Genomic DNA, 12,651 nt, shown 5'->3' on the forward strand with positions numbered 1-12,651 from the left:
GCTTACATTGAGCGTTGGTTTCGTACGCTAAAAGAGGAAACGGTTTGGCTCCAAGAATATGGATCGTTCCTGGAAGCTAAACAGGACATTGATCATTACATAGCTTTTTACAATGATGAAAGACCTCACTCTGCGCTTGGATATCTGTCGCCACGAGAATTTCGTCAATCTGTAACTTCAAACGTTGCATAATTGTCTGGACATATGGGGTTCATTAAGGAGGGTTTAGAATGAAACTTCCGATGGAGAAGTGGTTAGAAGAACAAGACGTATCAGAGCAAGCGAAGTCAACTTTCCAAGAGGCCATGATTTGTTATAAGGCAGGGGCTTACCGTGCTGCTTACCTATTCTCCTACTTGTTCTTTATGTTGGTGGTAAGAGATCGAATCTTACAGGCTAATTATTCTGAAGAGAAGAGAAAACAAATACAAGGGACTCTTAACCTACTTAGAGATGAGGATAAGTGGGAAACAACAGTGATGGAATGTATTAAAAATGAAAACAATAAACGATATGAAACGTTGGAAGTAAAATCGAAATTAAGAAAATATGTTGATTTCTACTGGAGAGAGCTAAGAAACAATTGTGCTCATGCTAAGGATGGTTATATTGATGCTTCCCACGTTGAGGTATTCTGGCACTTTTTATCGAGTCATATGAATGAATTTGTGGCTATAGGCAGTTTAGAAGATGCGTTGGAACGAATAAATCGACACTTCGATCCCACTTATACAAGAAGAGGAGCAGATCATACTCCTTTGGTTCAATGGCTTACACGAACGATTTCGGAAGATAAAATAATCCCGTTGATAAAGGGGATATTTGTGAATTTGGATCTTAGTTTTATTAAAGAAACGAACAAATTTCTATCGGATCTTGTACGAGCAAATCGATTCCGTCCTAAATTTAAGGAATTCCTAGTTCAAGAAGAAAACAATGACTATTTGGTTGATTTTTTAGATGCTATTCCTCAAGAGGTCATTTTATTTACAGATGAAGAAGACTGGTTTATTCGTAGGATTTGGAAAGAGACGGCTAAAAAACTTGCACTGAATGAAGATGTTTTAATGTTGAATATGTTGAAATTTGACATGATTCCAGTTGAAGATAGAGAGGAATTTTTTAATCAAATGTTAAGCCTTCAACTTGGATTTTTTTTAGGTTCATTAAATGTTGTTGATATAAAATTCTTGGAGGAAGTAGGATTTATAAAGTATTTTTATGAAAATGTAATGATAGGTCGGTTAATCAAGGATCAAAAATGGGGAAATAAACCAGGAAACGTAAATAGTGTATTGTTTTACTTAAAAACATATGGATGGGATAAACAAATCGTGACAAATATTCAAAACGCTTTTTTTGGTCAATATTTATGGGGAAGCTTAAAAGATGAACTCAAAAAGGACTCATTTAGACAGCAATATCAAACTGTGTGTGAAGAAGCCGGCGTAAAAGCAAATGACAGGATTTTATAATGTCTTTGACTTAAAAGAAAAGTTCACATATTGCGTCCAAAAACAGGGGCCGGCCAAATAGACCGGCTCTTTTCAATCTCTAATAAATACCTCAATCCTCTTTGCTTCACTACTCACTGCATGATCAACCGCTGCCGTGATCTTGGACACATATGCGGTATCCACCACGAATTTCCCATCCACCATCATACGATACATGGGCTTTGGTTTGGCTGGTGTCTCAGGAACATAGCTCACTCCAAAATACTCGCATATCCCTTTGGCTGTTGCGACGGCAAACGCTTTTTGCACCTTCGGATCAATCATCTGTCGTGCTTCTACGAGTCCAGGATCGTCCATGAAGCCATATTCGATGAGCACAGCCGGCATATGGGTCTCACGCAACACATGGAAGTTGGCTGTCTTGACTCCACGGTTTACCCGCTCCACACCCGACTTTATCAGTTGATTATGAATCAAAGTGGCCGCCCGTTTTCCCTTTGAACTCGTTGCCCAGTAGTAGGTTTCAAGGCCCCGTCCCCCGCCTGCATTGTAGTGGCAGGAGATGTACAAATCCGCACCTTTCCGGTTCGCAAGGTTCGTTCTTGCTGTCAGGGGCGTGTCTTCATCTGTGGGAGCCACCAACAAGGTTTGAAAGCCGCAACGCTTTAACTCTTGATCCAAGAAGTTGACCACGGCTTTGTTGAACTCGTTTTCTCGAATCATTCGTCCATTCAACTGTGGAATCGCAGGCGTTCTTTTCCCAGGTGTTTGACTGCCATGTCCGTCGTCCAAACAGATCAAGTAACTCATCGTTCTTCCTCCTTTTCTGCCTTCTCACTGATTACCGCAATGGCTTTTTTTAGAACATCGGGAATGGGTAATCCCATCCGTCCTGTGTTTTCGATGATCGAGAGGGCTTCGTTTGCCAAGTAGAAATAGATACAGGCACTTTCAAATAGCTCGTTTTGTGTTCCAAGAACACCATCCATGAGATGGCCCAGTGCCACAATCAACAAAATGCTCATCTTCCTTGCGATCCCCTTGAACCCCACATTGGAAGATAATTTCCCCGCCATTCCTGCTGCTACCCATCCCGTGATAAAGTCCACGGTCATGAAAACACAAAGCGCCGTTAGCAGTTCACTCCATCCCCCATACAACAAGGTGAGAAGGGAACCACCCACGGCTGCCATTCCTTTGATCCAACTATTCATGTGAACACTTCCTTCTGTCTGATCCACTGGTGTGCAAGTTACGGCCTAAACAATCGATAGTTCAGCCCAAATGCTTCGGCTGCTGTTTCTTTATCCAGTTGATTGCTCGTCATCGAAAATCTACCTGTTTGAGAAGTGCCGGGTGTGGTCGGTTGTGCATTGTTCTTCAGAAATACACCACGCTCGGTAAAGACCACGAGATGGAAGATTTGTTCACCCATCTCTCCATTTTCGATCTTCGTGATGATCGCTGGATAGCTTCTGCCTCCCCAGATGATGTCACCAAACTCGTTATCTTCCGGTGTATACATCACTTGCATTCCAACCTCATATCCATGATGCACTGCCATTTCTCATCACTCCTTGTCGTTGTTAAACATAAAAGACCTGTTTGTGATAAATCATGGGGGATCTCTCCCCTCTTTCTTTATTGCCCCGGCATGTGCATATAGTGGAACGGATTGGCCAAGAGTTTATCAAATTGACCAGCCACACTGTGATAACCCACGGCATAGGCTCCGAGAGTCGGTGCCCACGCCTCATAGCATCGGCAAGCATTGATCACCTTTTGAGTAATCGTTGAATCGGTCGGCACATCTTTCCATCCACCTCCGGGAATAGCCGCTCCTTTGGCTTCCAGGTCATTCCGTGTAGCCATGGAGATCATGAATCGGATATAGTATGGAATCTTGCCTGCGGTATATAGGTCTTGAAGCGCTTGACCACACACGGCATGATCCGGATGGATGTCATGGTACGAAAGGGTATAGTGGTCCGCATCCGGATACAACGCGATGTACTTTTCAATCACGGCTTTGGCTTCATCATAGGTAATGGTTTCGCCCGTTGCCGGGTCATCCAAATACTCCACATGCTGATTTTCTTTTGGCACGCCCAACTGACCACAGGCATGATGAAACTCGTTAACACGCGCTTCTGCCAAGGTATCTTTGGTGAGGGGTTCATATCCTTCTACCGCGGGGTCATGGGTCGCTTTCCAGTATCCTGAATAGGTGGTGCCGTTAATGGCATCAAGTGCGCCGGTTACCCGTCCATGCGTCATTAGAACCACGTGTGTCGGTCTTCCAGCGGCCACATGTTCCGCAATCGTAATGCCCATGTTCAAGGTTTCATCATCGGCGTGCGGTGCGTAAAAAATGACTGGTCTACTCATGTTGAACTCCTCCTTTGAAATAAAAAAAGAGCGAGAATCACTCGCTCAAGAATGTGAGAGAAAGAGATGGCTGACTTTCACCTAAAACGCCAATATCCAAGTTGACACCTGAGTTTTGAAGAACCAAGGCTTCGATGTAATCCCCTTTGGAAAGGCGTGTCACCGTGGTAATGGTACGGGTGAAACTGGCGCTACCGGATGGAAATTGTTCTTCCTGAATGACAGTGCTTCCGTTCTTCCGAATGCGATGAATGCGACTGCCGTTGGTATTCGTTTGCCAGTTGATGCAAAGGGTAGCCAGGTAAAGACCCGTTTTGGGAGCAGTGAGTTTATACCCGCCGTTCCAGATGTTGCAGTTGTCATAATGTTTGACGGTAAAGAGGACGGAGGTTTCTAGTCCGGATGTGATGGTTTGCGCTGCGCTACGTCCTACCTTTGCCGCGATGGTGAATCCGGGCCCGATGGAAGGTTCCCGTTCATCTTCGATGGATACGATGGTATTCGTGTTGCTGATCGTGACTTTGGCCAACGGGATATAGTATTTTGCTGATGAGTTGGGCAAGGTTGGCGGTTGTCCGTCCGTTCCTCCTGGAAGAATCACCAAATCGATTTTGTTTTTCACCCAATCCAGTTCCAGCGTCACACGGTCTACCCGGTTCCCGCTTGCTCCTTGGTTGGAAGGCGGAGTCAAGGTTTCCGTTGCGGTAGACTCAAAATAATGTCCTTCGATCCACGCTTTCCCTTTGGCCACCTTCACTTGAGGATCCGTGCCTTTAGTGACAGCCAAGTCCGCGCTGGTGCTGTCCATGATTTGTCCCTCAACCAAAACCCCATTCGTTCTCCACCATTGAGCCATCTTGCTCCATTCTGCTTCCATGACAGGAATCGTATCAAAGGGATAAAAGGTTTTTGCCATCGTTCGTCTCCTTTCCAATAAAAAAAGACCTCTTGCGAAGTCTTAAAAATGGTGTTTATTCTTTCTGTTCAGTGAGGCGGTAAGGTTTAAAGGAATTAGCTATTTTGAGTAACGTGTTTTTATCATAGGGTTTACCATTTGTCATGCTGTACATTTCATACCAAAGTCCATTTGATTGCCAAGTTAAAATTCCATCGCCTATCTCATCTTTTGCGTATACAGCAGATATCCCATTGTTAAATCGAACCGTGGTTCCTTTGCGTTGTGTTGGTTTTTTGGATGATATATCAACCGTGATGATTGGCGCGGTTTCAATGAAGCCGAGCTTTGGTATGCTATGGTCATAAGTAATTGATAACTCGTCCAATTCGTAATCCACGGTGGCATAGCTGTAATGAACGGTAAAAGGGAGATGGGTTGGTAATTCTACCTTCCGACCAAAGTCTTGGACTGCGTCAGGGATCTCCTTTTCAGCCCAAGGACCATAACTGTTAATAAAGAGTAGCATCGAGAGAATAAGAAGGGTTCTTACAACTATCTCACATTTGCGAAAGCGAGTGCCGATTAACTTCTTGAGTATAATAGGTTGAAATTTCTTGTTTTCTTTTATCATAAAATCGTGAAGAAAGAAGATGATTAGAAACGGCCACGGCATCCAATCGCGTATCCCAATGTTTTTTTGCCAGAAAGGAGAAAAGAGAAGCAGGAACATTCCAAAGAGAACCAGCCATTTGATATAAATCGCGAAATACATTTTCTTCAGTTTTGCCAGATCATCGGGATTGGAAAAACGCTCTTTCACTTCTGCCCAGATATGCAACTTGTTCATGGTATGCCTCGTTTCCTATCTATTTGAATAGAAATAGTTTACGATAAAGTAGTAATGTTAGGAAAGACAATATGAGCATTTGCAGATTAACGTTTTTCCAGTTGAGATAACCGCGCTTCCAAGTTGCGGATACGGTCTAATAAGCGAAGAGTGGTTCCGACTCCTGTTGTACCAATCACGGGTTCAATCTGTTCCCCGTTTTGATCCAATGTGATCGATACCTCACGCGCAATGTCTTGGATAACCTCTGGTTCCCCTTCGGTATCCTCAATCACGACCGATACTTTGTCGCCCTCTCGATAATCTCTTCCAAATTGGATAGCTGCCGTGTCGATGGGTTTAATGGATAATCCCGTCTTCTCCGTCTTGTTTTCCAGTTCCTCATAGATGCTATCGATGATCTCTTTCTTTTCTTCCTCGGTTGGTGCCGCACTACCGGTATTTCGTTTATCCAAGAATCCTTCATGAGTTCCGTAGAATTCACGACTCGGTTCATCCCCGGCCCAAGCGAAATAACGCGCTTTTCCTTCGCCCCCACCACCAGCAATAATGTAATTGGCTTCCGGCGGTTCTTGGCCATAATCAAATTCCGCGAGATTCCCACGGGATGGAGAGAAGATGACCCAATTCGATTTATCTTCCGGTTGATAAACTTGGAATTCGATTTTTGGTTCTGAATGATCATCCGTTTCTTGGTTGAATGAGATTTGAACCACTCGAAAGCCGAGACCCCCACCCTTGATCGCCAAGGCTTTTAAGAGTTCCAATAGGTTATCAAATCGGGCGCGACCTGTGATGGTTTTCCCTTTCCCACCATCCGATGCCATGCGAAGACGAGGAATTTTGCGTGGATCGGTTGAAGCGGGACCACCATTCACAGACACATACTGATGCATCACCGTTTCCGCTATACCTTTAAAGATACTGTAATCCTCGCCATCAAAGGGAGGCGCATATTGGCCAGAAGCATTTTTTGGAACAGCCAACCGCGTCTTCAAATAATACGTATCATCGGCACCACCAAGAGTGAGCGTGGTGACTTTCTTTTCCGCAAATTCACCCTTCAAGTTTCGAGGTAGAAAGGGGCCGGAAAAGAGAACCTGGTCATTCCGTTTCACCACGATGCCAGCACGACCCCCACCTTGACGAAGAAGGGAGAAGATCGGCTTGGCTTGGGGAGAGGTTGCGTTCATGGTGAGGGTGAACGTACTCACATCATTGAAACGCTTGATCATCTCCAGCTTTTCAAAGTCGGTAAGCTCCATTAAGATATTGAAGTTTTGATCTCGGATATAGACATTGTATGTCGATTTCATTGGCTATACCCCCATAAACCAATGCTGATAGGAGACCTGTACAAGGGATTCCTCCGTCGCATTGTTCATCTCAATGGTGATGGTGTTCATACCAGGTTCCAATAACCACAAATCGGAACCCCATATCAAATCAGGATAGAGAGAGGTTCCATCATTTTTCGTGATCGCTGGCCGGTTTGGATCAACTTTGCTCAATGTGTCGATGGTGATGGTTTCGCCTTTACCCAACACGGTGGAGAGTGCCAACCATTTTCCTGTGGTTTTATTCCGCAAGACAATATCTGATCCGGGCCCTTGAATCACCCAAAGCGGATAGGATTCCACCTCGCCTTGATTGTCCACCACATCCTCTGAAAACACTTGTGAAGAGGAGAGGATGAGTGGGAAGAACGGGAAGAAGCTACTTTGCAACCCACGGGTGAAGGTCTTCGAGAAGATGCTGGTTGATGCCCAATAAGGATACGGAGCAGTAAAGACCAGCATCATCTTTTGGATGGAAGTGGCCGATTCATGAAGAACCGTATTGTTTTCGCTCTCATCCATCACAATCTCGCTACAGATACAAGTGACGGTGCATTCTTCCCCGTCCGGTGCCGTAGCGACCAAGCGACCCAACCCCTTTTTCGGGTTCAGGATACGGCGAAGGTTCCGCATCCGTTGCCAGAGGTCGGCTCCGTTGGTTCCAAGGACTTGAATGGGAATTTCGATTTCAGCCGACTCCGCCACAGTTTCCCGATAGATGCTGCCATCTTGATTCGCCGTCTTGTCCATCACCACAGAAAAAGGAGGCATGAAAGCCCCCTTTCTGCCGTACAAATATTCAATTTTTCCCGGGTCGTGGAGAAGGATCTCTTCACCAACAGCATTCACAAACTTGATTTGTTCAGACACCCATCATCCACTCCGTTCTTCTGAAGATGTTGGCCAAGTCTCTTTCATTGATGTTGGCTTTGTTTGGATAGACGTTGATTGTGGTGGCTTTCCCTTGCCCCATATTGTTCGTGATGCCAGCCGCCAGAGCCGAGAAGGTTTTGTCACTGAGCGGAAGAACAGCTTCACTGTATCGCCCTTCACCTACGACCGCCATGGTTGGAGCTGTTACGATTCCCCCTTTGGCCAGACCCGTCATGGAAATCGTGGGCAGTTTGGAACCAGTTAAGCTATTGACCTTGGAAACCATGCTGTTAAAGCCACGGATGAATGGACGGATTGCCCCTAAAGCTTTATTGATCCAGCGAGAGATCGTGCTATAAATCCCCGACCAAATACTAGAGGCCTTCGATTTCAGGCTATTCCAAGCGCCAGAAATCGCAGAAGTCACGCTATTCCATACCGAGCTGGCTGAAGACTTGATGCTATTCCAGGTAGACGAGAGCCATGACTTCAAGCTATTCCATAAAGCGGTGGTGGTCGATTTGATTTTGTTCCAAGTAGAAATGGTGAAACTCGTGATCGCATTCCAGGCCGTCGAGATCGCATTTTTGATTCCATTGAAGATGCTTTTCGCACCCGTCCAAAGTGTGTTCCATGCGGTTTTTAGCCACCCTGTGATCGTTGACCAGTTTTGCCAGATCAGATAGGCAAGAACCGCTACGGCGGCACCAATCGCGATAAAAGGTAACAAGGGGGCAATCGCTGACCACCACACCGGAATCTGAGCCAAAAGGTTAATCCTTAGAGCATTCAAAGCCGGAATCATGGCACCCATGATGGCGCCTGCGACAGCGACAATCGCCACTTTGGTTGATTGTGAAAATGTTCGTTCAAAGCCTTCACCAAAGCCAAAATTTTGAATATTGGTGGCCAAACTCGAAATCGCATGAGCGATATGGTCAATCGCGGGACCAATCGTTTTGTCGATGGTGATTTGGGAAAGTTGTCCCATTGATTCCATCAATCGTTGCCCTTGTTCCGATGAGGCAATCATGGCCGCCCCTGCCGCAAGGGCACCCAACTTGATGGTATTAAACAGGGTTTTGGAGAGAGAGGTTGCCTTTTGGGTATTACCGCCAAATTGAGTTGTCCAATCCATCATGCGCACGACGGACTGGCTGAATACCTTACTGGTTGAAGTAGATGACGCGGATAATAGGGCTAAACTTTGGTTGATTTGGTTGGTTGCCGCGATCGTCGAAGCCATGGCCTTCTCAAGGGAAGCCGTTAGATTCTTATCCACCCCGCTGAGTTCGACATACGCCTCACCCAGTTTTTCCGCCATTTCCTTCACTCCTTTCCGTTTCTTTTTTTGCTAGGCGTTTCGCCACTTCTTCAAATTTCTTCAAGCGGTTTTCTTTTGGTTCGGTGGAACCTTTCTTGAATGAGAGGGGTTTATATAAGTCCGTGCCTTTGATGCGTTTTTTGGTATGAGGTTGAATGAGGGCTGCCGCCAGATGAGCAAGGAACTGACGTTCCTGGTCTAACCGCCAGAAATACCCATCGATGCGTTGCCGCAATTCGACCGGAGTCATTCGCCAGAATTCCTCATGGGTAATCCCAATCCTCACCGCGTCTTCTATGATTTCTTGCCAGTGCCACGCTTTTTTTGAGCCGTGCCTTTTTTTTGAGCCGATTCCCAATCTTCCTCAGACATCAGCGAAGTTGCAAAGGCTTCACCGACCGCCGAGAACAGTTGGGGTAATTCGGATTGACTCATCAATTCTCCGACTTCGTTGAGGGTCAGTCCATGATGACGGAGAAAGCCAGCCCAGGCTAAGGTACGAAGAAACGTAATGGAGAGCCGTTGTTCTTCTTGCATCTTGGCCAGTTCCTGCATGATGTCACTGGTGTCTTTCCCGGTAGCCTCTTCGAGTTCTGCTAAGGCGTTAAAGTCATAATGAACGGTGTACCGTTCCCCGTTGATTTCAATGGAGCGTTGCCCTTTGATCTTGTTTGCCATTTTCATCATCCTTTGTTTTTATGATGGATAAGGAAGGGAGGAGAGAGGTTGGCCTCTCCCTCAAGGTTAAACCGTTTCCGAACCGGAAGTGTTGGTGTCGGTGATAGTTGGAGCGGTTTCGCTCAGGGCTTCATTCAAGCGAAGTTCCACCGATACGGTAGAAACATCTTCATCCGGGAACTCACGGCCGATGCTTTCAATCAGCACTTCGCCGTATTCCGCATTCGTTCCATCGAAAACCTTGATATAAGCGAATTTGTTATTGTTGAAGCAGTTTTTCAAGACGAGGTAGCCTTTTTCATCAGCAGAGGATGGATTTGGGAAGTACAGGGCTTCCAAGGAGATGGAGCCTTCTTGACGTCCGTAAATCCCTTTCAGATGTTTGTCCCCTTTGGCTGAGGTGTCGATGATGTTTTTGCTTTGCTCGTCGGACAAGTTGGATTGGTCTGCAACCGGGATGTATTTATCGGTATAGGTGGTACCTGCATAATCCTTGTCGTATACGTAAATCAAAACATTAGAACCGTTGATTGCCATAAAAGAGTCCTCCTTAGAATAAAAAATTCCCCATGAAGGGGTTATTTGGCTTGAATGGTAAACGTCAAGGTCACTTGCATCACATCGAGACGGGAGTCAAATCGATCCTGTTGTTCATAAGGGAGCACAATGGGACCATTCGCCCGACATTTGACCGTTTCCCATGTCGTATAATGGCCGGGTTCATCAGGAATGGGAATCTGAAGTGGTTTTCGGTCAAAGAGTTCATAGACCCGTTCCGCCATTTTCTCCACATAGGAATAATCGTAATCAACGGTTTCGGGCTTCTTGTCTTGCTGATAAAAGCAAAGGATGTCACGAGTGATGTCTCTCGCTCGTCGGGTTTTCGAACCGAAGCGAAGAGATGGCACATCGGCAACATGGCCAGCACATTGGATGAAGGCTAAGTGGACTTTGCTTTGATCATTTCGGATCATGGGTGTGTAGTCTTGCCAAGAGTAAATGGCTGGCACAATACGTTGCTTTTCTGTGGATGTGGCTGCATCCCAATAAGCTTCATTCATGAGAGAGAGAAGACCTGTATTGGGAAGGTAGTTTCCCGTTGAGTCTTTCTTCCCTGAGAGGAATTCGTCATCTCTTAGCTTTTTGACGATCGCATCCGTAATGACGCTCACGTGTGCACCTCCTTTCTCGGGTAAAGAAGGTTATCGCTTTCGTCGGGTCAGATTCTGATAGATCGCCCGTTTTTCTTCTTGCATCGTGCGAACCATAAATGACCGATTTCGATACAATTCCAAAATCAAGCCGTATTCTTCGCCCATCGTGACGTATCCTGTCCAGGTGATGCCCCGTCTGGTTTTTCCGCCTTTGACGGTACGACCACGGATGGATTTGGCCAAGTCTTTGGAACCATAGTGAGGCAATTCCCCCGGTTTGGAAGGGTTTTTCCCTCCTTGGTTACTGGTTCTGAGCAAATTCCGCTTGATTTGTTCCACCAGATAGGTGGTCGCGTTCTGCACGTTCTCCTTGTTGTGCGATTCAAAGCGATCCAAGGTTTCTCTGATATAAAACTTTTGGCGTACTTTTCGTGCCATCGGCCTCACCTTGTTTCCGAAACGGTGATCAGATACTCTTCATCCGCTTCATCTACATTCACTACGGATTCAATCACATATTCAAAGTACGTGCCATTTCCTTTGACTACACGCACACGCCATCCAGACGTAGGCGTATAGATCATGGTTTCACCAGTCAGCGGATCAGACTTTTCATATTGCCAATAGCGCATGCGGATTTCAGCGGTCACCTTATTAAAAACGAATCGGGCTGAATAGAGCGGTTCGCCCCGTAATGTGCGAAAAGCGGCCCAAAATTGTGGATTGGGTGAATCCAAAGGGGAATGATTGGTTCCATCCGGCATGAAAAACTCCACCCGATGCTTCATTGTTCCGATATCTAATGCCATCAGCGAATCCCCCTTCGGTTCTGGTACAGATAAGCCGCGCGCTCCAAGCATTCCTGTTTCATCGCCGCAGGCAACCGAGGCACGCCTGCAGGGGGAGTCGTTCCCGCGTCTGTCCAATATCCGCCTTTGTATTGCACCTCGATCTTTTTCCAACCCGCAGGAAAGAGACCCCGCAGCAATCCTCGTTTGGCGTCCAACTCATAAGCACTGGCAGAAACCGCCGTTTCATCCACAGTCACCGACGTGATACTGAGGACAGGGAATGCCGACAGGAAGAGAACGCCTTCCACTGGGGAGTAAAAGGTCTCCGTATGATCGCCGTATTCATAGATGCGACCATGCGCTTGTTCCATTTCGGATATCGCCGCAGCAATCAGGTGATCCAGCATGCCATCTTCCGCTGTGGAAGTCGTATCCAATTTCAAGTAGGATTTCAAATCATCTTTGGTGATGATTGCCATCATTTCTCACCTCCCTAAGTCTCATAAATCAGGTAGGCATCCACAGAGGTGGTCCCACGCCGATTGAGGAGTTGAATTTTAATAAACTTGGCTCCGAATTCGACTTTGGGGTCAAAAATTTCGGATTGGGCGTAATATTCGTCGTACATGTTCACTCCACACGTGTACTTGGTTCCATGTACGATGACGGGAGCGCCTGTATCCGCCACCGAGGATTGGGAAATGGACACTTCATATTGAGGTTTTAACCCTGTTATGGGATCATCGGGAAGTTCGGCTACCACCAAGCGACAACGTACGTACGTGCTAATATCAATCCATTCCGTTTCAGCCGTATCCCCACTGACGATCGTCAAGGGATAGATCGTGTAATTCACTGGCATGATGGTTTCCCTCCTTCCTGCCTACTTTTTTCACAGTCTGCG

General features: G+C 46.2%; 19 protein-coding genes. 2 read left to right on the forward strand and 17 right to left on the reverse strand.

Annotated features, from left to right (window positions below):
• Together ACFQNG_RS20235 and ACFQNG_RS20240 are read left to right on the forward strand one after the other, a co-directional pair.
• On the forward strand, positions 1–192 hold a 192-nt coding region (locus ACFQNG_RS20235), incomplete at its 5' end, for an integrase core domain-containing protein (RefSeq protein WP_379867718.1).
• A gap of 38 nt (positions 193–230) precedes the next feature.
• On the forward strand, positions 231–1,475 hold the full coding sequence (locus ACFQNG_RS20240; RefSeq protein ID WP_379867719.1) for a hypothetical protein: 1,245 nt from the start codon (positions 231–233) through the stop codon (positions 1,473–1,475).
• 72 nt (positions 1,476–1,547) lie between these two features.
• Here the strand turns inward: ACFQNG_RS20240 and ACFQNG_RS20245 are convergent, their stop codons facing one another.
• The 17 genes from ACFQNG_RS20245 to ACFQNG_RS20325 all read right to left on the reverse strand — a co-directional run bounded on the left by ACFQNG_RS20245 (position 1,548) and on the right by ACFQNG_RS20325 (position 12,609).
• The gene (locus ACFQNG_RS20245) at positions 1,548–2,267 is read right to left on the reverse strand and encodes an N-acetylmuramoyl-L-alanine amidase family protein (protein WP_379867721.1); all 720 of its coding nucleotides are present in this window, start codon (positions 2,265–2,267) and stop codon (positions 1,548–1,550) included.
• Entirely contained in the window at positions 2,264–2,671 is a 408-nt protein-coding gene (locus tag ACFQNG_RS20250) for a phage holin family protein (RefSeq protein WP_379867723.1), read from the reverse strand. The genes ACFQNG_RS20245 and ACFQNG_RS20250 overlap by 4 nt, the downstream gene beginning before the upstream one ends.
• 38 nt (positions 2,672–2,709) lie before the next feature.
• Positions 2,710–3,021, reverse strand: coding sequence for a hypothetical protein (locus ACFQNG_RS20255; RefSeq protein WP_379867724.1), 312 nt, complete (start codon positions 3,019–3,021; stop codon positions 2,710–2,712).
• A 77-nt stretch (positions 3,022–3,098) separates the two neighbouring features.
• The gene (locus tag ACFQNG_RS20260) at positions 3,099–3,845 is read right to left on the reverse strand and encodes a PIG-L deacetylase family protein (RefSeq protein ID WP_379867726.1); all 747 of its coding nucleotides are present in this window, start codon (positions 3,843–3,845) and stop codon (positions 3,099–3,101) included.
• Between the two features lie 37 nt (positions 3,846–3,882).
• Positions 3,883–4,761, reverse strand: coding sequence for a hypothetical protein (locus tag ACFQNG_RS20265; protein WP_379867727.1), 879 nt, complete (start codon positions 4,759–4,761; stop codon positions 3,883–3,885).
• A 55-nt stretch (positions 4,762–4,816) separates the two neighbouring features.
• Complete coding sequence (locus ACFQNG_RS20270; RefSeq protein WP_379867728.1) at positions 4,817–5,590, reverse strand: hypothetical protein; 774 nt, start codon at positions 5,588–5,590, stop codon at positions 4,817–4,819.
• 86 nt (positions 5,591–5,676) lie between these two features.
• Positions 5,677–6,906: a siphovirus ReqiPepy6 Gp37-like family protein gene (locus ACFQNG_RS20275; protein WP_379867729.1), complete on the reverse strand. Its 1,230-nt coding sequence runs from the start codon at positions 6,904–6,906 to the stop codon at positions 5,677–5,679.
• Positions 6,907–6,909: 3 nt separating this feature from the next.
• Positions 6,910–7,797, reverse strand: a complete 888-nt coding sequence (locus ACFQNG_RS20280; RefSeq protein WP_379867731.1) for a phage distal tail protein — start codon at positions 7,795–7,797, stop codon at positions 6,910–6,912.
• Positions 7,790–9,124 carry a phage tail protein gene (locus tag ACFQNG_RS20285; protein WP_379867732.1) on the reverse strand — a complete coding sequence of 445 codons (1,335 nt, stop codon included), beginning with the start codon at positions 9,122–9,124 and terminating at the stop codon, positions 7,790–7,792. Before ACFQNG_RS20285 ends, ACFQNG_RS20280 begins: the two co-directional genes overlap by 8 nt.
• The gene (locus ACFQNG_RS20290) at positions 9,105–9,374 is read right to left on the reverse strand and encodes a hypothetical protein (RefSeq protein ID WP_379867733.1); all 270 of its coding nucleotides are present in this window, start codon (positions 9,372–9,374) and stop codon (positions 9,105–9,107) included. Before ACFQNG_RS20290 ends, ACFQNG_RS20285 begins: the two co-directional genes overlap by 20 nt.
• 44 nt (positions 9,375–9,418) lie before the next feature.
• Positions 9,419–9,802 (reverse strand): hypothetical protein, encoded by a 384-nt coding sequence (locus ACFQNG_RS20295; RefSeq protein WP_379867735.1) that lies wholly within the window; start codon positions 9,800–9,802, stop codon positions 9,419–9,421.
• A 66-nt stretch (positions 9,803–9,868) separates the two neighbouring features.
• Positions 9,869–10,339 carry a hypothetical protein gene (locus tag ACFQNG_RS20300; RefSeq protein ID WP_379867736.1) on the reverse strand — a complete coding sequence of 157 codons (471 nt, stop codon included), beginning with the start codon at positions 10,337–10,339 and terminating at the stop codon, positions 9,869–9,871.
• A gap of 41 nt (positions 10,340–10,380) precedes the next feature.
• Positions 10,381–10,974: a hypothetical protein gene (locus ACFQNG_RS20305; protein WP_379867737.1), complete on the reverse strand. Its 594-nt coding sequence runs from the start codon at positions 10,972–10,974 to the stop codon at positions 10,381–10,383.
• A 30-nt stretch (positions 10,975–11,004) separates the two neighbouring features.
• Entirely contained in the window at positions 11,005–11,394 is a 390-nt protein-coding gene (locus ACFQNG_RS20310; RefSeq protein ID WP_379867738.1) for a hypothetical protein, read from the reverse strand.
• A gap of 5 nt (positions 11,395–11,399) precedes the next feature.
• A complete protein-coding gene (locus ACFQNG_RS20315) occupies positions 11,400–11,765 on the reverse strand; it encodes a head-tail adaptor protein (RefSeq protein ID WP_379867739.1) in 366 nt (121 codons plus the stop codon).
• On the reverse strand, positions 11,765–12,226 hold the full coding sequence (locus ACFQNG_RS20320; protein ID WP_379867740.1) for a head-tail connector protein: 462 nt from the start codon (positions 12,224–12,226) through the stop codon (positions 11,765–11,767). The genes ACFQNG_RS20315 and ACFQNG_RS20320 overlap by 1 nt, the downstream gene beginning before the upstream one ends.
• A gap of 14 nt (positions 12,227–12,240) precedes the next feature.
• Entirely contained in the window at positions 12,241–12,609 is a 369-nt protein-coding gene (locus tag ACFQNG_RS20325) for a hypothetical protein (RefSeq protein WP_379867741.1), read from the reverse strand.
• Positions 12,610–12,651: the final 42 nt, after the last annotated feature.

It is taken from the genome of Laceyella putida, from assembly GCF_042665195.1.
In the GTDB taxonomy this organism is placed as follows: Bacteria; Bacillota; Bacilli; order Thermoactinomycetales; family Thermoactinomycetaceae; genus Laceyella; species Laceyella putida.

Coding starts and splice junctions, on each gene's coding strand:
- ACFQNG_RS20240 (WP_379867719.1), top strand. CDS start 231: ATGAAACTTCCGATGGAGAAGTGGTTAGAAGAACAAGACGTATCAGAG.
- ACFQNG_RS20245 (WP_379867721.1), bottom strand. CDS start 2,267: ATGAGTTACTTGATCTGTTTGGACGACGGACATGGCAGTCAAACACCT.
- ACFQNG_RS20250 (WP_379867723.1), bottom strand. CDS start 2,671: ATGAATAGTTGGATCAAAGGAATGGCAGCCGTGGGTGGTTCCCTTCTC.
- ACFQNG_RS20255 (WP_379867724.1), bottom strand. CDS start 3,021: ATGGCAGTGCATCATGGATATGAGGTTGGAATGCAAGTGATGTATACA.
- ACFQNG_RS20260 (WP_379867726.1), bottom strand. CDS start 3,845: ATGAGTAGACCAGTCATTTTTTACGCACCGCACGCCGATGATGAAACC.
- ACFQNG_RS20265 (WP_379867727.1), bottom strand. CDS start 4,761: ATGGCAAAAACCTTTTATCCCTTTGATACGATTCCTGTCATGGAAGCA.
- ACFQNG_RS20270 (WP_379867728.1), bottom strand. CDS start 5,590: ATGAACAAGTTGCATATCTGGGCAGAAGTGAAAGAGCGTTTTTCCAAT.
- ACFQNG_RS20275 (WP_379867729.1), bottom strand. CDS start 6,906: ATGAAATCGACATACAATGTCTATATCCGAGATCAAAACTTCAATATC.
- ACFQNG_RS20285 (WP_379867732.1), bottom strand. CDS start 9,124: ATGGCGGAAAAACTGGGTGAGGCGTATGTCGAACTCAGCGGGGTGGAT.
- ACFQNG_RS20290 (WP_379867733.1), bottom strand. CDS start 9,374: ATGACTCCGGTCGAATTGCGGCAACGCATCGATGGGTATTTCTGGCGG.
- ACFQNG_RS20295 (WP_379867735.1), bottom strand. CDS start 9,802: ATGGCAAACAAGATCAAAGGGCAACGCTCCATTGAAATCAACGGGGAA.
- ACFQNG_RS20300 (WP_379867736.1), bottom strand. CDS start 10,339: ATGGCAATCAACGGTTCTAATGTTTTGATTTACGTATACGACAAGGAT.
- ACFQNG_RS20310 (WP_379867738.1), bottom strand. CDS start 11,394: ATGGCACGAAAAGTACGCCAAAAGTTTTATATCAGAGAAACCTTGGAT.
- ACFQNG_RS20315 (WP_379867739.1), bottom strand. CDS start 11,765: ATGGCATTAGATATCGGAACAATGAAGCATCGGGTGGAGTTTTTCATG.
- ACFQNG_RS20320 (WP_379867740.1), bottom strand. CDS start 12,226: ATGGCAATCATCACCAAAGATGATTTGAAATCCTACTTGAAATTGGAT.
- ACFQNG_RS20325 (WP_379867741.1), bottom strand. CDS start 12,609: ATGCCAGTGAATTACACGATCTATCCCTTGACGATCGTCAGTGGGGAT.